We start from the raw sequence: 18760 nt of genomic DNA on the forward strand, positions 1-18760 counted from the left end.
TAATGGGGGGTTTACCCTGGAAGAGTCTAGCATGCCTAAGAGCGCAATAGACCCGATTACGGCGGCGGCCGCAGCGAACCCGGCGGCCGATCCCGCGGCTGCATCGGCCGTGGCGGATCCGTCCGCGCCAGGCCCTGGATTCATCGATTTCCCGGGCAGCCCGTTTCACCTGTACCAGCCCTATCCGCCGGCCGGCGATCAGCCCACCGCCATCGAGGGGCTGACGCAGGGCGTCGAGGACGGCCTGATGTTCCAGACGCTGCTGGGCGTGACGGGCTCCGGCAAGACCTACACCATGGCCAACGTGATCGCCCGCATGGGGCGGCCGGCGCTGGTGCTGGCCCCCAACAAGACGCTGGCCGCTCAGCTGTACGCCGAGATGCGGGAGTTCTTCCCGAAGAACGCCGTCGAGTACTTCGTTTCGTACTACGACTACTACCAGCCGGAGGCCTACGTGCCGACGCGCGACCTGTTCATCGAGAAGGATTCGTCCATCAATGAACACATCGAGCAGATGCGGCTGTCGGCGACCAAGAGCCTGTTGGAGCGTCGCGATACCATCATCGTGGGCACGGTGTCGTGCATCTACGGTATCGGCAACCCGGGCGACTACCATGCGATGGTGCTGATCCTGCGCAGCGGCGACCAGATCTCGCGCCGCGAGATCCTGGCGCGCCTGGTCGCCATGCAATACACCCGCAACGATGCCGAGTTCACCCGCGGCACGTTCCGCGTGCGCGGCGAGACCATCGACATCTTCCCGGCGGAAAGCCCGGAGCTGGCGCTGCGCCTGGCGCTGTTCGATGATGAAATCGAGAGCCTGGAACTGTTCGATCCCCTGACCGGTCGCATCCGTCAGAAGCTGCCACGCTTCACGGTCTATCCCGGCTCCCACTACGTGACGCCGCGCGATACCGTGCTGCGCGCCATCGAGACCATCAAGGAAGAGCTGCGCGAGCGCGTCAAGCGCTTCGTCGACGACGGCCATCTGGTGGAAGCCCAGCGGCTGGAGCAGCGCACCCGCTTCGACCTGGAAATGCTGCAGGAGCTGGGCTTCTGCAAGGGCATTGAAAACTACTCCCGCCACCTGTCGGGCGCGGCGGCGGGCGAGCCGCCGCCCACCCTTATCGATTACCTGCCGTCCGATGCACTCATGTTCATCGACGAAAGCCACGTCACCATCGGTCAGTTGGGCGGCATGTACCGCGGGGACCGCGCGCGCAAGGAAACGCTGGTGCAATATGGCTTCCGCCTGCCGTCGGCGCTCGACAACCGGCCGCTGAAGCTTGAGGAATTCGAGGCCCGGATGCGCCAGTGCGTGTTCGTGTCCGCCACACCGGCCGCCTACGAGAAAGAGCACACCGACAACGTCGTGGAGCAGGTGGTCCGGCCTACCGGGCTGGTGGATCCGCTGGTCGAGGTCCTGCCTGCCCGCACCCAGGTCGATGATCTGCTCGGGCAGATCAAGGCGCGCGTGGCGCTAGCGGAGCGCGTGTTGGTCACCACCCTGACCAAGCGCATGGCAGAGGACCTGACGGACTTCCTCGCCGAGCACGGCGTGCGCGTGCGCTACCTGCATTCCGACATCGATACCGTGGAACGCGTGGAAATCATCCGCGACCTGCGCCTGGGGACGTTCGATGTGCTGGTGGGGATCAACCTGCTGCGCGAGGGTCTGGATATTCCCGAAGTCTCGCTGGTCGCGATCCTGGACGCCGACAAGGAAGGCTTCCTGCGCTCGGAGCGCAGCCTGATCCAGACCATCGGCCGCGCGGCGCGCAACCTGAACGGCCACGCCATCCTTTACGCGGACCGCATCACCGATTCGATGCAGCGCGCCATGGAAGAAACCAGCCGCCGGCGCGCCAAGCAGCAGCAATTCAACGCCGACCACGGCATCACCGCCAGGGGCGTGCAGAAGGCCGTGCGCGAACTGATCGACGGCGTCGTTGCGCCCACGCAGCACGATGCGCTCGAGGCCGCGGTTCCGGCCGAGTTCCTGAAGGACGAAAAGGCCTTGGCCCGCGAAATCAAGCGCCTGGAGAAACTGATGATGGACCACGCCCGGAACCTGGAGTTCGAGCAGGCGGCCGCGGCCCGCGACGCCTTGACGGCGCTGAAGCAGCGGGTGCTGCTGGACGGGGCCGTGTAGCGCGCATCGGTGTATCTAAACGTTTCTTTTTGCTGACATTTTGCTGAATTGATCGGAAATCTGTTGCGTTGCAATCAAGTCTCCACAATTCGTCGGAATATCCGGATTAAGTGTTCAAGCGTTAGGTCTTGATAGTTATCTAATTCATTGATTTAAATGAATAAATAATGGGATTTCATTCGCTGGGTCTGAATCGCGCAGACGCAAAAAAAGCTTGCCTTATCTCGGGTTTTCCCGCACACTTACTTCCATGATGACCAAGGTACTTTTCGTTTGCATGGGCAATATCTGTCGCTCGCCGAGCGCAGAGGGCGTGTTTCGCCATTTGGTGAACGACGCGGGTTTGGGCGATGTGGTTCGCATCGACTCCGCGGGCACGCACGCGTTTCACATCGGCGAGGCGCCTGATGCCCGGGCGCAGGCCGCAGCGCGCAAGCGCGGCTACGAGATCACGCACTGCGAAGCGCGTCAGGTTACCGCGGAAGATTTCCGCGATTTCGACCTGATCCTCGCCATGGACTGGGACAATCTGTCTGCCATGCAGCAGCAGTGCCCCAAGGCCTACCAGCACAAGCTGATGCTGCTGATGCGCTTTGCCAACGAGTTCGAAGAGGCCACCGTGCCCGATCCGTACTATGGCGGCGCCGACGGTTTCGGCAAGGTTCTGGACTACCTGGAAGACGCCTGTCAGGGTGTGCTTGAACTGGTGCGCAAGCGCGCGACCCAGTACCAGGCGGCGTGATCCGCTTTTTCCGCAGGGCTGCCCGCCGGGCGGTTCTCGGAGGTATCTGGCAGTGAAAGACCGCGCGTATGCGCGGTTTTTTCTAGCCGGGAGCCATACCAAATTAGTCGGGAATAGGCTATACTTGAGCCAATTACTCGGGTATTGGCCGCTGGATTCGCCTGCGGCCATTGCCGAATCACAGGGAACCTACCATGCGGCTAACTACCAAGGGGCGTTTCGCCGTGACTGCCATGATCGATCTGGCTATGCGGCAGCATAGCGGTCCGGTCACTCTTGCGGCCATCAGCCAGCGTCAGAATATCTCGCTGTCCTACCTGGAACAGCTGTTCGGGAAATTGCGTCGCCACGAACTCGTGGACAGTGTGCGCGGTCCCGGCGGCGGCTATTCGCTCGCGCGTCTGGCACGTAACGTTACCGTTGCCGATATCATCTTCGCCGTCGACGAACCCCTGGACGCCACCAGCTGCGGCGGCAAGCGGGACTGTACGAGCGGCAACGACGGCAAGCCGGGCAAGTGCATGACGCACGAACTCTGGGCTACGTTGAATCGCAAGATGGTGGATTACCTGGATTCGGTGTCCCTGCAAGATCTGGTCGATCAGCAGCGCGTGCGCCAATTGCAGGAAGCCAACAATCAAGCGCAGGCTTGCGCGGTACGCGTGGACAGGGTGGGGGGCACTGCGAACGCCGCCAACGCCCCGGCCGCGACCGTCGCTGCCAACGCCACCGTATAAGCAGTATCAGGAGTTGTAGAAATGACCACCCGTCCGATCTATCTGGATTATTCCGCCACGACGCCCGTCGACCCCCGCGTCGTGGACAAGATGGTGCCCTGGCTGTATGAAAACTTCGGCAACCCGGCTTCCCGCAGCCACGCGTTTGGCTGGGAGTCCGAAGAAGCCGTCGAGCGCGCCCGCGAGGAAGTTGCCAAGCTGGTGAACGCCGATCCCCGCGAAATCGTCTGGACCTCCGGCGCCACCGAATCCAACAACCTGGCGATCAAGGGCGCCGCCAACTTCTACTCGGAACGCGGCAAGCACATCGTCACCGTCAAGACCGAGCACAAGGCCGTGCTGGACACCTGTCGCGAACTCGAGCGCCAGGGCTTCGAAGTGACCTACCTGGACGTCAAGGACAACGGCCTGATCGACCTGGACACCTTCAAGGCCGCGCTGCGCCCCGATACCGTGCTGGCATCGGTGATGATGGTGAACAACGAAATCGGCGTGATCCAGGACGTCGCAACGCTGGGCGAGATCTGCCGCGAGAAGGGCATCATCTTCCACGTGGACGCCGCCCAGGCGACCGGCAAGGTGGAAATCGACCTGCAAAAGCTCAAGGTCGACCTGATGTCGTTCTCTGCCCACAAGACCTACGGCCCCAAGGGCATCGGCGCGCTGTACGTGCGTCGCAAGCCGCGCATCCGCATCGAAGCACAGATGCACGGCGGCGGCCATGAGCGCGGTTTCCGCTCGGGCACGCTGGCCACGCACCAGATCGTCGGCATGGGCGAAGCTTTCCGCCTGGCCCGCGAAGAAATGGGCACCGAGAACGAGCGCATCCGCATGTTGCGCGACCGCCTTTGGGCTGGCCTGTCGCAGATCGAAGAGGTCTACCTCAACGGCGACATGGACCAGCGCGTCCCGCACAACCTGAATGTCAGCTTCAACTATGTCGAAGGCGAGTCCCTGATCATGGCGATCAAGGAGCTTGCCGTCTCCAGCGGCTCGGCCTGCACCTCGGCCAGCCTGGAACCGTCCTACGTGTTGCGCGCCCTGGGCCGCAACGACGAACTGGCGCACAGCTCGATCCGCTTCACGCTGGGCCGTTTCACGACCGAAAAGGAAGTGGACTACGCCATCGAGTTGCTCAAGAGCCGCGTCGGCAAGCTGCGCGATATGTCGCCGCTGTGGGAAATGGCCAAGGAAGGCGTCGACTTGAACACCGTGCAGTGGGCTGCGCACTAAGCGCCCGCGCCTAGAAATTCGTGGAGAATTAACATGTCTTACAGCACTAAAGTTCTGGATCACTACGAAAACCCGCGCAACGTCGGTTCGTTCGACAAGTCGGACGAATCGGTGGGTACCGGCATGGTCGGCGCGCCCGCCTGTGGCGACGTGATGAAGCTGCAGATCAAGGTGAACGAAGCCGGCGTGATCGAAGACGCGCGCTTCAAGACCTACGGCTGCGGTTCGGCCATCGCTTCCAGCTCGCTCGTGACCGAATGGGTCAAGGGCAAGACGCTGGACGAAGCGATGAACATCCGCAACACGCAGATCGCCGAAGAACTGGCCCTGCCGCCCGTGAAGGTTCACTGTTCCATCCTGGCCGAAGACGCTATCAAGGCCGCGGTGCAGAACTACAAAGAAAAGCACTCGGCCCCGGCTGAAGCTGCTGTGGCGGGCTGAACATGTCCGTTACCCTGACCCAACAGGCTGCCACCCATATCGGCCGCTACTTGCAGAAGCGCGGAAAGGGTATCGGCTTGCGGCTCGGCGTTAGGACGACGGGCTGCTCCGGCATGGCCTACAAGCTCGAGTACGTGGACGACGTGGCGCCAGAAGACGTGGTGTTCGAAAGCTTCGGCGTGAAGGTCTTCATCGACCCCAAGAGCCTGTCCTATCTGGACGGCACCGAACTCGATTACGCCCGCGAAGGCCTGAACGAAGGCTTCAAGTTCCGCAACCCCAACGAAAAGGCGACCTGCGGCTGCGGCGAGTCGTTCACGGTGTAAGTCTTGGCTGGAGACGATCACTTCAGCCTGTTTGGCTTGCCGGCGCGCTTCGATCTGGACGCCCAGGCGCTTGAATCCGCGTGGCGCGCCGTCGCCGCGCAGGTTCATCCCGACCGCTACGCTACTGCCAGTCCCGCGGAACGCCGCGTGGCCATGCAGTGGGCGGCTCGCGCCAACGAGGCCTACCGCCTGTTGCGGGATCCGATGCTGCGGGCGCGTTACCTGTGCGAGCAGGCGGGCGTGGACCTGCAGACCGAGAGCAATACGGCCATGGACCCCGAGTTCCTGATGCAGCAGATGACCTGGCGCGAGATGCTGGACGATGCGCGCGACGACCCCGACGCCCTGGCGGCCTTGCAAGCGGAATTGCAGCAGGCGCGCGCGACCATGCGCGCCACGTTGACCCGCTTGCTGGACCAGGACCGCGATTACGCGGCGGCCGGGCTGAAGGTGCGGGAATGGATGTTCGTGGAGAAGCTGGCGGAAGAACTGGCGCACGCCCAGCCCGCCGCATAGCCCAGGCCGCGCTGGGGCGTCCGCCAGACGGGCGCCGGCACAGCGCCGCCTACTGACCATAAAAGCAGAATCATGGCCTTATTGCAGATATCAGAGCCTGGCGAATCGCCCGCGCCACACCAGCGCAAGCTGGCGGTCGGGATCGACCTGGGCACCACCAATTCGCTGGTCGCGGCCGTGCGCAGCAGCGTCGCCGAAGTGCTGCCTGACGCGCAGGGCCATGCCTTGTTGCCCTCAGCGGTGCGCTATTTCCCCGGCGGCAAAGTCACCACGGGCCGCGAGCCTCTCGCGCAGCAGGCCGAGGATCCGCTGAATACCGTCGTTTCGGTCAAGCGCTTCATGGGGCGTTCGCTGGAAGAGGCGCGCGCCAGCCGTGCACCGTACGAATTCGTGGACGCGCCCGGCATGGTGCGCATCCGCACCGTCCAGGGAGACCTGAGCCCGGTCGAGGTGTCGGCGCAGATCCTTGCGGTCCTGCGCCAGCGTGCCGAAGACGTGCTGGGCGACGACCTGGTCGGCGCTGTCATCACGGTGCCCGCTTATTTCGATGACGCCCAGCGCCAGGCGACGCGCGACGCCGCCCGTCTGGCTGGCCTGAACGTGCTGCGCCTGCTGAATGAACCCACGGCAGCGGCCATTGCCTACGGCCTGGATAATGCCGCCGAAGGCGTGTACGCCGTGTACGACCTGGGCGGCGGCACGTTCGATATTTCCATCCTGCGCCTGACGCAGGGCGTGTTCGAAGTCATTGCCACGGGCGGCGATACCGCTCTGGGCGGCGACGACTTCGATGCCTTGATCGTCGATCATGTGGTGGCCGGGCTAGCCCCCGGCGAGTTTGCGCCGGCGGATCGCCGCCGCCTGCTGATGGCGGCGCGCGCCGCGCGCGAAGCCTTGTCGGACGCGGATGCCGCCAGCCTGAAGCTGGCATTGTCCGACGGCAGGACCGTGGACACGAGCCTGACGCGGGCGGCATTCGAAGAACTGGCCCAGCCCCTGATCGTCCGCACGCTGGACTGCGCGCGCCGCGCCTTGCGCGACGCCTCGCTGGCGCCGGCCGACGTGCGCGGCGTGGTGATGGTCGGCGGCGCCACGCGCATGCCGGTCGTGCGCGCGGCCGTGGGCAAGCTGTTCGGCACGCAACCGCTGACGGACCTGGACCCTGACCAGGTGGTCGCGCTGGGCGCCGCCTTGCAGGCCAATCTGCTGGCGGGCAACCGCGCTCCCGGCGAGGACTGGCTGCTGCTGGACGTGATCCCGTTGTCGCTGGGCCTGGAAACCATGGGCGGCCTGGTGGAGCGCATCATCCCGCGCAACAGCACCATCCCCGTGGCGCGCGCGCAGGAATTCACGACCTTCAAGGATGGCCAGACGGCCATGAGCATCCACGTGGTGCAGGGTGAACGCGACTTGGTCGCGGATTCGCGCTCGCTGGCCCGCTTCGAGCTGCGTGGCATTCCGCCCATGGTGGCGGGCGCCGCGCGCATCCGCGTGACCTTCCAGGTGGACGCCGATGGCCTGTTGAGCGTGACCGCGCGTGAACAGAGCAAGGGCGTCGAGGCCATGGTGTCCGTCAAGCCGTCCTATGGCCTGACGGACGACGAGATCGCGCAGATGCTGGCCGACAGCGTGGCGCAAGCCGACACCGATGCCCGCGCCCGCATGCTGCGCGAGCAACAGGTGGACGCACGCCAACTGGTCGAGTCGGTGCAGGCCGCGCTGGCCGTCGACGGCGACCTGCTGGACGCCGAGGAACGCAAGCGCGTGGACGAATGCCTGCAGGCCGCCATCGCTGCCCAGGACGCCCAGGATGTGGACACGGTGAAGGACGCGGTCCAGGCCCTGTCGGCCGCCACCGATGACTTCGCTGCGCGCCGGATGGACCGCAGCATCCGTGCTGCGCTGGCGGGCCGCAAACTTGATGAGATTGCCTGATAACACGCTATGCCGAAACTGACTGTATTGCCTCATCCCGACTACTGCCCGGAAGGCGCCGTGATCGAAGACGCGCCCAAGGGCGTGTCGATCTGCCGCGTGCTGCTGGACAACCACATCGATATCGAACACGCCTGCGAGCTGTCGTGTGCGTGCACGACCTGTCACGTGGTGGTCAAGCAGGGCTATTCTTCGCTGGAAGACGCCACCGACGACGAGGAGGATCTGCTGGACAAGGCTTGGGGCCTGACCCCGACCTCGCGCCTGTCCTGCCAGGCGCTGGTGACGGACGCCGACCTGACGGTCGAGATTCCCAAGTACACCATCAACCACGCCAAAGAGGGCCATTGATGAAGTGGACCGACACCTACCAGATCGCCGAAGCGCTGCTCGACGCGCACCCTGACGAGGATCCCAAGACGCTGCGGTTCGTGCAGCTGCGCGAGTGGGTCCTGGCCTTGCCCGGCTTCAACGACGACCCCGCGCATTGCGGCGAGAAGATCCTGGAGGCCATACAGATGGCCTGGATCGATGAAGCGGACTGATCGCTGAGTCGAAAGCGCTCCCTGCGGGGAGCGTTTTCTTTTTAGCGCCGCGCCATGGCCTCCACGGTATCATCAAGGATCTTCTTGTCGTTCCCATTTCCCTGAGTCTACCGATGCCCGCTGCCCAATTGCGCTTTGGCCTGGCCGCCAACCGGCTGCACCACGAAACTCCCGATGCCGCGCTGTTTACCTGGTTGCGCGCGTGTTCGGGCACGATACGCGAGCTGGGCGTGCAATTGCACACCGTCGGCCGCACCCACGACGCGATCGTGCGCGAGGGCATGCTGCAGGGCTACGGCGGGCTGATCCGCTATCCCTACGGCCGCGAGGGCGGCTTGATGAAGTTGGTGGCCCGGGTGACGGAAGGGCGCGACGGGCAGGCGCCGTTCGACGGCGCGATCTACCTGATCGATCCCGTCGACCCATCGTCGATCTTTCCGGAGGCGTTGGCCCTCAAGCGCCAGTGCATCACGCACGGCCGTCCGTTCATTTCGACGCTCGCGGGCGCCATCGAATGGATGGAAGTCGAGCGCGTCCATGCCGGCCTGCCGCCGGATGTCTCGGCTTCGCGCCATTTCAACTTTACCGGCCAGACCGTGGCGCTGATTGCCCACGATGCGCTCAAGGACGATATGGTGGCGTTCGCCAGCGAGCACTTCGATGTGTTGTCGAAGTTCGCGCGGCGCGTGGCTACCGGCACCACCGGCGGCCGCCTGAACGACCTGGCCTGGTCGCGCGGCTGGCCCAAGGACACGCCCTGGGTGCACCGTTACCTGAGCGGGCCGCTGGGCGGCGACGCGCAGATCGCGGAGCTGGTGCTGGAACACCAATGCCAGCGCGTGATCTTCTTCGAAGATCCGCATGTGGCCCGCCAGCACGAGGCCGATATCCAGCTGCTGGAACGCGCGGTGCGCGTGGTGACCGAGTCCGCGACCTGCGCCACCTCGCCGGTGGTGGCGCGGCGCTGGGCGCAGGCGGTGGAAAAGCGCGTCATCTGACTTTGGCCGGGGTGGGTGCGTCGCCAGGGCGGGAGTCCGTGATGATGCGACCGACCCGGTCGGCCACGGCGGACGCGGCCATGGACAATGGCAGGACATCGGACCGGCACAGGAACACCGGCCGCGTCAGGCGCGGCTTGACGATGCGGTGCAGGATGACGTCGCCGCGCGCGGCTTCCTGGTGCACCGCCGCGTAAGACAGGATGGTGTGCGCGATGCCAGCCTGCGCCAGTTCGATCAGTTGCGGAATGGCGTTGGCCTCGGCAATGACGCGGAATTCGGCGCGCTCCTGTTGCTGATACTGGTCCAGCAGGCGGCGCAGGCTGTGTTGGCTGCCGGGCAGTACAAGCGGCAATTCGGCGAGAGCGTGCAGATCCATGACCGGCAGCGCATGCAGTGCGGCTAGGGCCGGCTTTTTTCGCGGCTTGGCCGATGGCGGCGAAACCACGACCAGTTCTTCGTCTATCAGGTGCTGGAACCGCAGGTCGACCGAGGCGTCGTCGCTGAAAGTCAGTCCCAGGTCGGCATGTCCGGAACTGACGAAACCCGGAATGTATCCGGTACTGGATTCGATGATCTTCAGATAGACGCCGGGCCAGTGCTTCAACGAAAAGCGCAGGAGCGGCACGGTGAGCAGCTTGGCCATGGACATGGACATGGCCAGCGACACGGTTCCGCGCGGTGCGCTGAGGTCTTCGCGCACGTCGGCGCGCGCTGCGTCGATGCGGCCGAGAATCTCGCGCGCGTGCGCCAGCATGCGCGCTCCCGCGGCTGTCGGCGTGACGCCGCGGGCGCTGCGATGCAACAGCACCACGCCCAGATCCTCTTCCAGATTGCGTATCAGCAGGCTTAACGCGGGTTGCGCGACGTGGAGCGCGGCGGCGGCGCGGCTGATCGATCCGGTGGAAACCACGGCGACAAAGCACTGCATTGCGCGGATGGACATCGACATGCGTAAACCTCGTGCCGGCAGGTCATCACAAATTTATTATGGCCTGCATATTTAAACGGTATTTCTAATATATCAAGACGCTTCGCATAATGGACGCCATCCCTCTAAGAACACAACGGAGACATCATGGCGTTCCAAAGAATTCTTGCCGCTTGCGCGGCTGCGGCGGCGCTGTCCGGCCCGGCGTTGGCCGATACCTGGCCTGCCAAACCCATTACGCTGGTCGTGCCTTTTTCGGCCGGCGGCCCGACTGATTTCATCGCCCGTCTGGTGGCCGAGCCTCTGGCGCGCGAGCTGGGGCAGCAGGTTATCGTGCAGAACAAGCCGGGCGCCAGCGGCAATGTCGGCTACCAGAGCGTGCTGAACGGCCCGGCCGATGGCTACACGCTGATGCACAACACGGTGGCCATGCAGGCCATCAATCCGCTGATGTACCCGAGCGCGAAGATGTCTCCGCTACAGGACTATGTGCCGGTCGGCACGACGGGCGCCATGCCCAATCTGCTGATGGTCAATCCCGAGCGCACGCCGGTCAAAACGTTGGCCGAGCTGGTCCAGCGCGGCCGCGAAATGAAGAACGGGCTCAGCTACGCGACCTTCGGCCCCGGCAGTTCGCCACACGTCTATGGCGCATCGTTGCAGAAGCTTGCGGGCTTTCAGGCCGTGGGCGTGGCCTACAAGGGCAGCGCGAATGCCGTGACCGACGTCATCGGCGGACAGGTCGATTTCCTCTTCGACAGCATGTCGACCAGCCTGGGCCAGGTGCAAGGAGGCAGGCTGAGGGCCCTGGCGATTACCGCCGCCGAGCGCTCGTCCTTGCTGCCGGACGTTCCCACGCTGAAGGAAGCGGGCTATCCCAGCCTGGATCTCAAATTCTGGTTCTCCCTGCAGGCTCCCGCGGGCACCCCGCCGGACGTGGTGCAGAAGCTGCGTGAGGCCGTGGCCCGCGTGGTCGCAAGCGATGCCTACCGCAAGGGGATGCAGGAGCGTGGCGCGGAGGCTTTCCAGGTCGCTCCCGCCGAACTGGACGCGTTCTTCAAGCGTGAAACCGCGCAATGGACGCAAGCTGCGCAATCCATCGGCCTGAAGGGCGAGCAGTAATCATGTTGACTGAAGCACGCATGACGCCGTTGAAGAACATCACCGTCCTGGACCTGAGCAAGGTACTGGCCGGGCCGCTATGCGGCCAGTATCTGGGCGAGCTTGGCGCCCAGGTGATCAAGGTCGAACCCGTGGACAAGGGTGACGACACGCGCGCCTGGCTGCCGCAGGATGCCGGCCAATCCGCAACCTTCCTGGCGGTGAACCACAACAAGCGTAGTCTGGCCGTGGATCTCAAGACGCCGGCAGGGCGCGCCGTGGTGCACCGTCTCGCGGAACAGTCGGATGTGGTGCTGCAAGGCTTCGGCGGCAAGACCGCCGCGCGCCTGGGCGTGGATTACGAGACGCTTAGCGGCCTCAATCCGCGGTTGGTGTACTGCGAAATCTCGGGCTATGGCCGCGAGGGCCCGATGGGCGAGGAACCGGGCTATGACGTCATGCTGCAGGCTTTCAGCGGCATGATCAGCACCATGGGCGAGCCTGATGGAAACTTCGCGCGCGCCAGTTTTTCGCCTGTGGACCTGGGCACGGGATCGTTCGCGTTGAGCGGGATCCTGGCCGCGCTGCTGGAGCGCAGCCAGACCGGCAAGGGGCAGTATCTGGACGTTTCCCTGTTGGACACCTCGCTCGGCCTGATGTCGTACATGGCGCAGAACTACTGGCGCACCGGCCAGATTCCGCGCCGCATGGGCACGGGCCATCCGGCCATGTGCCCATATCAGGCATTTCGCGCGGCCGATGGAGACATCATGCTGGGCGTGGGCAACGATGCGCAATGGCAGCGCTTCTGCGCAGTCGCGGGACTGCAGGACCATGTCGATGCGCCCCAGTTCGCAACCAACGCCGACCGGGTCCGCCATTTTGCCGAGACGGTCGCGCTGGTCCAGGCGCGCATGGAGACGCGCAGCGTGGCGCAATGGCTGGACCTGCTCAAGCCCGCGGGCATCGCTTGTTCCGCCATCCACACGCTGGACGAGGCGCTGGCGCATCCGCAGGTCGCTGCGCGCGAACTGATCGTCAAGAGCCAGCACAAGGTGCTGGGCGAGGTCCGCAACGTCGGCCTGCCGATACGGTTCGGTCGCCAGCCTCGCCAGGCCGCGCTGCCCGCACCCGTTCTGGGTGAGCACACTCGCGAGATCCTGGCAGAGCTGGGTTACGCGCAAGCCGAAATCGAAGCGTTGCTGGCGTCGGGCAGCGCGCAGGCCCAATCCTGAATGCGAGAATACCGATGACATTCCTGCGCTACGAAGTCCGCGATCAGATTGCGGAAATCCATATGTGCCATGCGCCCGTCAATGCGCTGGACGAAGACATGCTGGACGCGCTGATCGCCGCGCTGGAACGGGCCAATGCCGACTCCGCCGTGCGTGCCGTGCTGCTGGCCAGCGATTTGCCTGGGCGCTTCTGCGCCGGGCTGGACATGAAAAAGCTGCTGGAAAGCACGCCGGCGCGGATTCATGCGCTGTTGTCCAAGCTGTACATCAAGCTCTACGACACGCAGTTCAACATGACCAAGCCTTCGATATCGGTGGTGTCGGGCGCGGTGCGCGGCGGTGGCATGACGGTGGCCATTTCCAGCGACTTGGTGGTGGCCGCGGACACCGCCACTTTCGGCTATCCGGAAATCGATGTCGGCGTCTTGCCGGCGATCCACTACGTGCATCTGCCGGGCATCGTGGGCAAGCACCGGGCGTTCGACCTGCTGTTCACCGGGCGCATCTTCGATGCGCAAGAGGCGCACGGACTGGGGCTGGTTGCGCGCGTCGCGCCCGCGGCGGAATTGCTGGAGCAGGCCCGCCTGTTGGCGCGCTCGTTGGCGGGCAAGCCGCCGCAAGTCCTGGCCATGGGGCGGCGCGCCTTCGTCTACAGCAATGACAACGAGTACCGGCGCAGGGTAGCCACGGCGGTCGAGGTGTTTTGCAACGCAGCCGCCACGCCCGAGGCGCGCGAGGGCCTGAGCGCCTTCGTGCAAAAGCGCGCGCCCGACTGGAGCGGGCTGCGGTGAGGCGGCTGGAGCCGCCGCCAGAAGTATCTCCGGGTCTTATTCGCCCTTGAACTGCGGCGTCCGCTTCTCGCGGAACGCCCGCACGCCTTCCGCGAAGTCTGCGCGTGAGGCGCTGTCCAGAAAGCGCGCGGTCTCCTCGGCCAGTTGGGTTTCCAGCGTGGCATGTTCGGCCGAACGCAGCAGATCCTTGGCGCCCGCGATGCCGTGCGGCGCGTGGCGGGCAATCTCTTGGGCATAGGCTTGCGCGGCTTGCGCGAGTTCTCCCGCCGCCGCGGTGCGCGTGACGATGCCCCAGGCCAGCGCGTCGCTGGCGGAGAACGCGTCGTGCCGCAATAGCAGGTCCAGCGCGCGGCGGGCGCCCAGCACCCGTGTGAGGCCGTGGGTCATGCCGGCGTCGGGAGTCGCCCCAAGCTTGAGATAGGCCGTCATGAAGCGCGCGTCGGCGTCGGCGATGGCCAGGTCGCAGGCCAGCGCCAGCGACAGGCCCGCGCCCGCGGCGATGCCGTGGATTTGGGCAATCCAGATCTTTTCCATGCGGGCGATGCGCGCAATGAAGTCGTTCAGCGGCGTGAACAGCCCCAGCAGCGTGGCGCGTACCTGGGCGGGTTCGCCCGTGAACATACTGATGTCGCCGCCGGCGCAGAAGGTCTTGCCCGTGGCGCGCAGCAGCACGGCGCGGATTTCGTCGCGAGTTTCCAGCCATTGCGCGGCCCGTTGCAGGTCTTGCGCCATCGCCACGTCGATGGCGTTGAGGGCGTCGGGGCGGTTCAGCGTCACGGTCGCGATCGCGCCGTCGGTTTCCAAAAACAGCGTGTGGAAGGCGGGATGTGCTTGGGTCATGGCGAGTCTCCGTTATCGGGTAAGTACCAGCTGTCGATCCAAAAACCGCGATGCTATGGTCTGAACCGAGCGCTTGCTTGGTTTTCTTTTAAGCACGCTTAGCGTAACGCATAGAACGATTTTCCGGCGCTGTACTGGCGTAGGTAAAGACAGGTTCGTTGCATCTCCTGCCTCGCGGGTTCGCCAGACCGACGTCGATAAAAACTTCGCACATATAAAGGCGAGGAGACAAATGGTGGATCAGTCCGACAGCACTCCCTTGCTGGAGGTGGATGGGGTCACGCTGGCGTTCGGCGGGGTCAAGGCGCTTACGGGCGTGGGCTTTCGCGTGGCGCCCGGGTCCATCACCACGGTCATCGGCCCCAACGGCGCGGGCAAGACCTCGCTGTTCAACACCATTTCCGGCTTCTACCGTCCGGCATCCGGGCAGATCCGCTTCCAGGGGTGCGACATCACGCGCGTGGCGGCGCCCGAGCGGGCCCGCATGGGCCTGGCGCGCAGCTTCCAGAACATCGCGCTGTTCCGCGGCATGACCGTGCTGGACAACATCAAGCTGGGCCGCCATGCGCACCTGCGCACCAATGTGCTGGACGCCTTGTTCTATCTGGGGCGCGCGCGCCGCGAAGAAATGGCGCTGCGCGCCGACATCGAAGAACGCATCATCGACTTCCTGGAAATCGACCACATCCGCCACGCGCCGGTGGCCGCGCTGTCCTATGGCCTGCAGAAGCGCGTGGAGCTGGCGCGGGCGCTGGCCATGAACCCCAAGGTGCTGATGCTGGACGAGCCGGTGGCGGGCATGAACCGCGAAGAGACCGACGACATGGCGCGCTTCATCCTGGATGCGCGTTCCGAGTGGGGCGTGACGGTGCTGATGGTGGAGCACGACATGGGCATGGTCATGGACCTGTCGGACCATGTGGTGGTGCTGAATTTCGGCCAGGTGATCGCCGACGGCACGCCGGCGCAGGTGCAGGCGGATCCGCAGGTCATCCAGGCCTACCTGGGCGCGGGCGACGTCGGCGACCTGCGCCGCCGCCTGCGGGAGGCGGCCTGATGGACATGCTGTTCTTCCTGGAAGTCACGCTGGCCGGACTGGGCAGCGGCGGGCTCTACGCGCTGGCGGCGCTGGCCTTCGTCATCGTCTACAAGGCGACCCGGGTGGTGAACATCGCCATCGGCGAATTCCTGATGCTGGGCGCCTACGTGTTCTACGCCTTCGCCACGGGCATGGAATGGCCGATCTGGCTGGCCATCGTGGGCGCGGTGGTGGTGTCGGGCGCGTTGGGCGCGGTGGTCGAGCGGCTGACCATCCGCCCCATGCTGGGCGAGGCGCCGATCTCGGTGTTCATGATCACCGTGGGCCTGGCGTCGATCCTGGTCGGCGCGGTGGAGCTGATCTGGACGGCCGACCAGCGCCGCCTGCCGGAGTTCATGCCGCGTTCGCCGGTGATGATAGGCGAGGCCTTCGTCGCGCCCAAGGTGTTCTACGGCTTCTGGGTGGCGGTGGTGCTGGCGTTGCTGGTGCTGGTGGTGTTCCGCTACTGGCGCGGCGGGGTGGCGCTGCGCGCCACGGCTTCGGATCAGGGCGCGGCGTACGCCATGGGCATCAACGTGCCGCGCGTGTTCTCGCTGGCCTGGGTGGCGGCGGGCGCGCTGGCCGCGGTGTCGGGCGTGATCGTGGGCGCGATCGGCGGTATTTCCTCGTCGATGGGCGTGTTCGGCCTGTCGGTGCTGGTGGTGGTCATCGTGGGCGGCCTGGACAGCGTGGCCGGCGCCCTGGCGGGCGGCGTATTCATCGGCCTGCTGGAGGCCTGGGCCGGCGCCTACATGGGTGGCGAATACAAATTGCTGGCTACCTTCATCGTGCTGGTGGTGGTGTTGATGGTCAGGCCCTACGGCCTGTTCGGCACCCGTGAAATCGAGAGGCTCTGACCAATGCGCATCGCGACTGCCAAGCAGACTTATCTTGCGGACGAAGCGCTGTTCGACACCCGCACGCAGAAGGCGTGGCTGGCCTTGCTCGCCGCATCGCTGATCATGTTTCCCTTCGTGGCCGACGCCTATTGGCTCTACCTGGCCTGCCTGGTGGCCATCAATGTCGCCAGCGCCACGGGGCTGAACATCCTCACGGGCTATACCGGCCTGGTGAGCCTGGGGCAGGCGGCCTTCATGGGATTGGGCGCGTACACAGTGGCGGTGCTGGAGCAGCGGCTGGGTACGCCGGTGCTGCTTAATCTGGTGGCCGGCGGGTTGGTGGCGATGCTGGGCGGCCTGCTGGTCGGCATTCCATCCTTGCGGGTAAAGGGGCTGTACCTGGCCATCGCCACCATTGCCGCGTCGTTCATCGCGCATTTCATCTTCGCCAACTGGCAGTTCACCGGCGGCACGACGGGCTTGCAGGTGCCGCCGGCGCGGGTGCTGGGCGTGGACCTGGACACCTCGTTCAAGATCTACTGGCTGATCGTGCCGGTGACGGCGCTGATGGTGCTGGGCGCGGCCAACCTGTTCCGCACGCGCATCGGGCGCGCCTTCATCGCCATACGCGACCGCGACATTTCTGCCGAGGTGCTGGGCATACGCCTGCTGCGCTACAAGCTGCTGTCGTTCGGCCTGTCCTCGTTCTACGCCGGCGTGGCGGGCGGCATGTGGGCTTACTTCTTCCGGGTCGTCACGCCCGAGAGCTTTCCCTTGATCATGTCGATCTTCTTCCTGGCCGCCATCATCGTGGGCGGCATGGGCACGATCCTGGGCTCCATCCTGGGCGCCATTTTCATGACCATGGTGCCGGAACTGCTCAAGCTGATCGTGGGCTGGCTGCCGGTGGGCGGCGACGCGCTGCGCCTGATTTCGCCGGTGCGCACCATTGTTTTCGGCCTACTGATCGTGGGCTTTCTGATCTTCGAGCCGCACGGGCTCGCGGAAATCTGGCGGCGCGTGCGCCGCTACTTCCACCTCTGGCCTTTCCGCACCTAGCCATGGCGGCGGTGGCCACCCATAAGACCCTCAGGAGACTAACCATGAAGCGCATCCGGATCGGCAGCGGTTTATCGAGGTTGTTGGCCCCCCTGGGCCTGGCGGCGGCCCTGTCGGCGGCGCCCGCCGCGCAGGCGGCCGAGGACCTGGTGCTGGGCGGCTCCATCCCGCTGAGCGGGGTGTTCGCCTTTGCCGGGCAGGGCATCCATGCCGGGATCACCGACTACGTGAAAATCGTCAACGACCAGGGCGGCGTGAAGGGGCGCAAGCTGCGCTACGTGCCGGAAGACACCGCTTACAAGGTGGACGCGTCGGTGGCGGCCTTCAAGAAGATCACCAGCCAGAACAAGGTGAATTTCTACTACGGCGATTCCACCGGCTTCTCCAAGACCATCAACGCCGAACTGAATCGCACGGGCGACATCCTGATGACCGGCGCGTCCTTCGCCACGGAGCTGAACGATCCCGCCAAGTATCCCGCCCAGTTCATGCTGGGCCCCGACTACACGGAAATGTTCGGCATCCTGCTGCGCTACATCGCCAAGGAACAGCCCGGCGCCAAGGTGGCTTTTGTGTATTCGGACACGGAGTTCGGCCGCGATCCCATCGCCAGCTCGCGCGCGGTGGCGGAAAAACTGGGCCTGAAGGTCGCGACCGAGATCATGACACCGCCCGGCAGCGTGGACGTGTCGACCGAAGTGATCAAGCTGCGCCGCGCCGATCCGGACTACACCATCTTCCACGGTTACGTGCTGGCGCCGATTCCCGAGTTCGTGGGGCAGGGCAAGCGCATGGGCCTGAAGACGCGCTACATGGGCACGTTCTGGACCATGGACAACTCCACCGTGATGCAGATGGGCGAGGACGCCGAAGGCTTCATGGGCGTGATGCCGTACCGCTACTACTACGACACGGCGGCCGATGCGCCGATGCTGAAGAAGATCCGCGAGATGCGTCCGCAGTACCAGAGCACGGGCTACATGCAGGGCTTCCTGGCCGCCATGCTGTTCACCGAGGTCGCCAAGCGCACGCTGGACGCCGGCAAGGAGCTGACCAGCGCCAATATGAAGGCGGCGCTGGACGGCATCAAGGATTTCGACACGGGTGGCCTGATCGGCGTGCCGATTTCCATCAAGGGCAATTCGATCCCGGTGGGCCGGATCTACCGCGCCGACGTGAAGCAGAAGCAGATGGTGCCGGCATCCGACTGGATCGTGCTGAAGTGAGGCGGCCGTGAATTCCGGACATGACGCGCATGCCG

General features: G+C 65.0%; 20 protein-coding genes. 18 read left to right on the top strand and 2 right to left on the bottom strand.

Annotated features, from left to right (window positions below; translation table 11 throughout):
• Positions 1 to 31: 31 nt before the first annotated feature.
• From uvrB to FOC84_RS25805, 11 genes are all read left to right on the top strand, one after another.
• Positions 32 to 2152, top strand: coding sequence for an excinuclease ABC subunit UvrB (gene uvrB / locus FOC84_RS25755; RefSeq protein WP_254241781.1), 2121 nt, complete (start codon positions 32 to 34; stop codon positions 2150 to 2152).
• Positions 2153 to 2402: 250 nt separating this feature from the next.
• A complete protein-coding gene (locus tag FOC84_RS25760) occupies positions 2403 to 2894 on the top strand; it encodes a low molecular weight protein-tyrosine-phosphatase (protein ID WP_006386176.1) in 492 nt (163 codons plus the stop codon).
• Positions 2895 to 3088: 194 nt separating this feature from the next.
• Entirely contained in the window at positions 3089 to 3631 is a 543-nt protein-coding gene (gene iscR, locus FOC84_RS25765; RefSeq protein ID WP_173147226.1) for a Fe-S cluster assembly transcriptional regulator IscR, read from the top strand.
• A gap of 21 nt (positions 3632 to 3652) precedes the next feature.
• Positions 3653 to 4864, top strand: coding sequence for an IscS subfamily cysteine desulfurase (locus tag FOC84_RS25770; RefSeq protein WP_173147228.1), 1212 nt, complete (start codon positions 3653 to 3655; stop codon positions 4862 to 4864).
• Between the two features lie 33 nt (positions 4865 to 4897).
• Positions 4898 to 5305, top strand: coding sequence for a Fe-S cluster assembly scaffold IscU (iscU, locus tag FOC84_RS25775; protein WP_054456111.1), 408 nt, complete (start codon positions 4898 to 4900; stop codon positions 5303 to 5305).
• Positions 5306 to 5307: 2 nt separating this feature from the next.
• A complete protein-coding gene (gene iscA, locus FOC84_RS25780; protein ID WP_013394595.1) occupies positions 5308 to 5631 on the top strand; it encodes an iron-sulfur cluster assembly protein IscA in 324 nt (107 codons plus the stop codon).
• 3 nt (positions 5632 to 5634) lie between these two features.
• A complete protein-coding gene (gene hscB, locus FOC84_RS25785) occupies positions 5635 to 6147 on the top strand; it encodes a Fe-S protein assembly co-chaperone HscB (RefSeq protein ID WP_173147230.1) in 513 nt (170 codons plus the stop codon).
• Positions 6148 to 6219: 72 nt separating this feature from the next.
• Positions 6220 to 8082: a Fe-S protein assembly chaperone HscA gene (gene hscA, locus FOC84_RS25790; protein ID WP_173147232.1), complete on the top strand. Its 1863-nt coding sequence runs from the start codon at positions 6220 to 6222 to the stop codon at positions 8080 to 8082.
• A 9-nt stretch (positions 8083 to 8091) separates the two neighbouring features.
• Complete coding sequence (gene fdx / locus FOC84_RS25795) at positions 8092 to 8433, top strand: ISC system 2Fe-2S type ferredoxin (RefSeq protein WP_013394592.1); 342 nt, start codon at positions 8092 to 8094, stop codon at positions 8431 to 8433.
• On the top strand, positions 8433 to 8627 hold the full coding sequence (gene iscX, locus FOC84_RS25800; protein WP_013394591.1) for a Fe-S cluster assembly protein IscX: 195 nt from the start codon (positions 8433 to 8435) through the stop codon (positions 8625 to 8627). Before fdx ends, iscX begins: the two co-directional genes overlap by 1 nt.
• Positions 8628 to 8740: 113 nt before the next feature.
• Positions 8741 to 9625 (top strand): methylglyoxal synthase, encoded by an 885-nt coding sequence (locus FOC84_RS25805; protein WP_173147234.1) that lies wholly within the window; start codon positions 8741 to 8743, stop codon positions 9623 to 9625.
• Here the strand turns inward: FOC84_RS25805 and FOC84_RS25810 are convergent.
• Positions 9618 to 10577 carry a LysR family transcriptional regulator gene (locus FOC84_RS25810; protein WP_173147236.1) on the bottom strand — a complete coding sequence of 320 codons (960 nt, stop codon included), beginning with the start codon at positions 10575 to 10577 and terminating at the stop codon, positions 9618 to 9620. The genes FOC84_RS25805 and FOC84_RS25810 overlap by 8 nt on opposite strands.
• Positions 10578 to 10703: 126 nt before the next feature.
• Here FOC84_RS25810 and FOC84_RS25815 point away from each other — a divergent pair, with 126 nt between their 5' ends.
• From FOC84_RS25815 to FOC84_RS25825, 3 genes are read left to right on the top strand one after another with little or no spacing between them, the layout of a single operon-like run.
• Positions 10704 to 11678, top strand: coding sequence for a Bug family tripartite tricarboxylate transporter substrate binding protein (locus FOC84_RS25815; RefSeq protein WP_173147238.1), 975 nt, complete (start codon positions 10704 to 10706; stop codon positions 11676 to 11678).
• 2 nt (positions 11679 to 11680) lie between these two features.
• Positions 11681 to 12892: a CaiB/BaiF CoA transferase family protein gene (locus FOC84_RS25820; protein ID WP_173147240.1), complete on the top strand. Its 1212-nt coding sequence runs from the start codon at positions 11681 to 11683 to the stop codon at positions 12890 to 12892.
• Between the two features lie 14 nt (positions 12893 to 12906).
• On the top strand, positions 12907 to 13683 hold the full coding sequence (locus FOC84_RS25825) for an enoyl-CoA hydratase/isomerase family protein (protein WP_173147242.1): 777 nt from the start codon (positions 12907 to 12909) through the stop codon (positions 13681 to 13683).
• A 36-nt stretch (positions 13684 to 13719) separates the two neighbouring features.
• On the opposite strand, the gene FOC84_RS25830 is transcribed toward FOC84_RS25825, so the two are convergent.
• On the bottom strand, positions 13720 to 14523 hold the full coding sequence (locus FOC84_RS25830) for an enoyl-CoA hydratase/isomerase family protein (RefSeq protein WP_173147244.1): 804 nt from the start codon (positions 14521 to 14523) through the stop codon (positions 13720 to 13722).
• A 232-nt stretch (positions 14524 to 14755) separates the two neighbouring features.
• Here FOC84_RS25830 and FOC84_RS25835 point away from each other — a divergent pair, with 232 nt between their 5' ends.
• The 4 genes from FOC84_RS25835 to FOC84_RS25850 are packed head-to-tail and all read left to right on the top strand — an operon-like array spanning position 14756 to position 18725.
• Positions 14756 to 15580 carry an ABC transporter ATP-binding protein gene (locus tag FOC84_RS25835; protein ID WP_173147246.1) on the top strand — a complete coding sequence of 275 codons (825 nt, stop codon included), beginning with the start codon at positions 14756 to 14758 and terminating at the stop codon, positions 15578 to 15580.
• A complete protein-coding gene (locus FOC84_RS25840; protein ID WP_173147248.1) occupies positions 15580 to 16458 on the top strand; it encodes a branched-chain amino acid ABC transporter permease in 879 nt (292 codons plus the stop codon). The genes FOC84_RS25835 and FOC84_RS25840 overlap by 1 nt, the downstream gene beginning before the upstream one ends.
• 3 nt (positions 16459 to 16461) lie before the next feature.
• Positions 16462 to 17499 (top strand): branched-chain amino acid ABC transporter permease, encoded by a 1038-nt coding sequence (locus tag FOC84_RS25845; RefSeq protein ID WP_173147250.1) that lies wholly within the window; start codon positions 16462 to 16464, stop codon positions 17497 to 17499.
• Between the two features lie 44 nt (positions 17500 to 17543).
• A complete protein-coding gene (locus tag FOC84_RS25850; protein ID WP_054456133.1) occupies positions 17544 to 18725 on the top strand; it encodes an ABC transporter substrate-binding protein in 1182 nt (393 codons plus the stop codon).
• The last annotated feature ends 35 nt before the right edge of the window (positions 18726 to 18760 follow it).

Origin of the sequence: Achromobacter pestifer, from assembly GCF_013267355.1 — a bacterium.
GTDB classification, from domain to species: domain Bacteria; phylum Pseudomonadota; class Gammaproteobacteria; order Burkholderiales; family Burkholderiaceae_B; genus Achromobacter; species Achromobacter pestifer_A.

Excerpts from the sequence above, each read along its gene's own strand:
- FOC84_RS25835 (WP_173147246.1), top strand. The coding sequence starts at position 14,756 with ATGGTGGATCAGTCCGACAGCACTCCCTTGCTGGAGGTGGATGGGGTC.
- FOC84_RS25805 (WP_173147234.1), top strand. The coding sequence starts at position 8,741 with ATGCCCGCTGCCCAATTGCGCTTTGGCCTGGCCGCCAACCGGCTGCAC.
- fdx (WP_013394592.1), top strand. The coding sequence starts at position 8,092 with ATGCCGAAACTGACTGTATTGCCTCATCCCGACTACTGCCCGGAAGGC.
- iscR (WP_173147226.1), top strand. The coding sequence starts at position 3,089 with ATGCGGCTAACTACCAAGGGGCGTTTCGCCGTGACTGCCATGATCGAT.
- iscA (WP_013394595.1), top strand. The coding sequence starts at position 5,308 with ATGTCCGTTACCCTGACCCAACAGGCTGCCACCCATATCGGCCGCTAC.
- FOC84_RS25825 (WP_173147242.1), top strand. The coding sequence starts at position 12,907 with ATGACATTCCTGCGCTACGAAGTCCGCGATCAGATTGCGGAAATCCAT.
- FOC84_RS25770 (WP_173147228.1), top strand. The coding sequence starts at position 3,653 with ATGACCACCCGTCCGATCTATCTGGATTATTCCGCCACGACGCCCGTC.
- FOC84_RS25840 (WP_173147248.1), top strand. The coding sequence starts at position 15,580 with ATGGACATGCTGTTCTTCCTGGAAGTCACGCTGGCCGGACTGGGCAGC.
- uvrB (WP_254241781.1), top strand. The coding sequence starts at position 32 with ATGCCTAAGAGCGCAATAGACCCGATTACGGCGGCGGCCGCAGCGAAC.
- FOC84_RS25760 (WP_006386176.1), top strand. The coding sequence starts at position 2,403 with ATGATGACCAAGGTACTTTTCGTTTGCATGGGCAATATCTGTCGCTCG.
- FOC84_RS25845 (WP_173147250.1), top strand. The coding sequence starts at position 16,462 with ATGCGCATCGCGACTGCCAAGCAGACTTATCTTGCGGACGAAGCGCTG.
- hscA (WP_173147232.1), top strand. The coding sequence starts at position 6,220 with ATGGCCTTATTGCAGATATCAGAGCCTGGCGAATCGCCCGCGCCACAC.
- FOC84_RS25850 (WP_054456133.1), top strand. The coding sequence starts at position 17,544 with ATGAAGCGCATCCGGATCGGCAGCGGTTTATCGAGGTTGTTGGCCCCC.
- FOC84_RS25830 (WP_173147244.1), bottom strand. The coding sequence starts at position 14,523 with ATGACCCAAGCACATCCCGCCTTCCACACGCTGTTTTTGGAAACCGAC.
- FOC84_RS25815 (WP_173147238.1), top strand. The coding sequence starts at position 10,704 with ATGGCGTTCCAAAGAATTCTTGCCGCTTGCGCGGCTGCGGCGGCGCTG.
- iscU (WP_054456111.1), top strand. The coding sequence starts at position 4,898 with ATGTCTTACAGCACTAAAGTTCTGGATCACTACGAAAACCCGCGCAAC.
- FOC84_RS25820 (WP_173147240.1), top strand. The coding sequence starts at position 11,681 with ATGTTGACTGAAGCACGCATGACGCCGTTGAAGAACATCACCGTCCTG.
- iscX (WP_013394591.1), top strand. The coding sequence starts at position 8,433 with ATGAAGTGGACCGACACCTACCAGATCGCCGAAGCGCTGCTCGACGCG.
- FOC84_RS25810 (WP_173147236.1), bottom strand. The coding sequence starts at position 10,577 with ATGTCGATGTCCATCCGCGCAATGCAGTGCTTTGTCGCCGTGGTTTCC.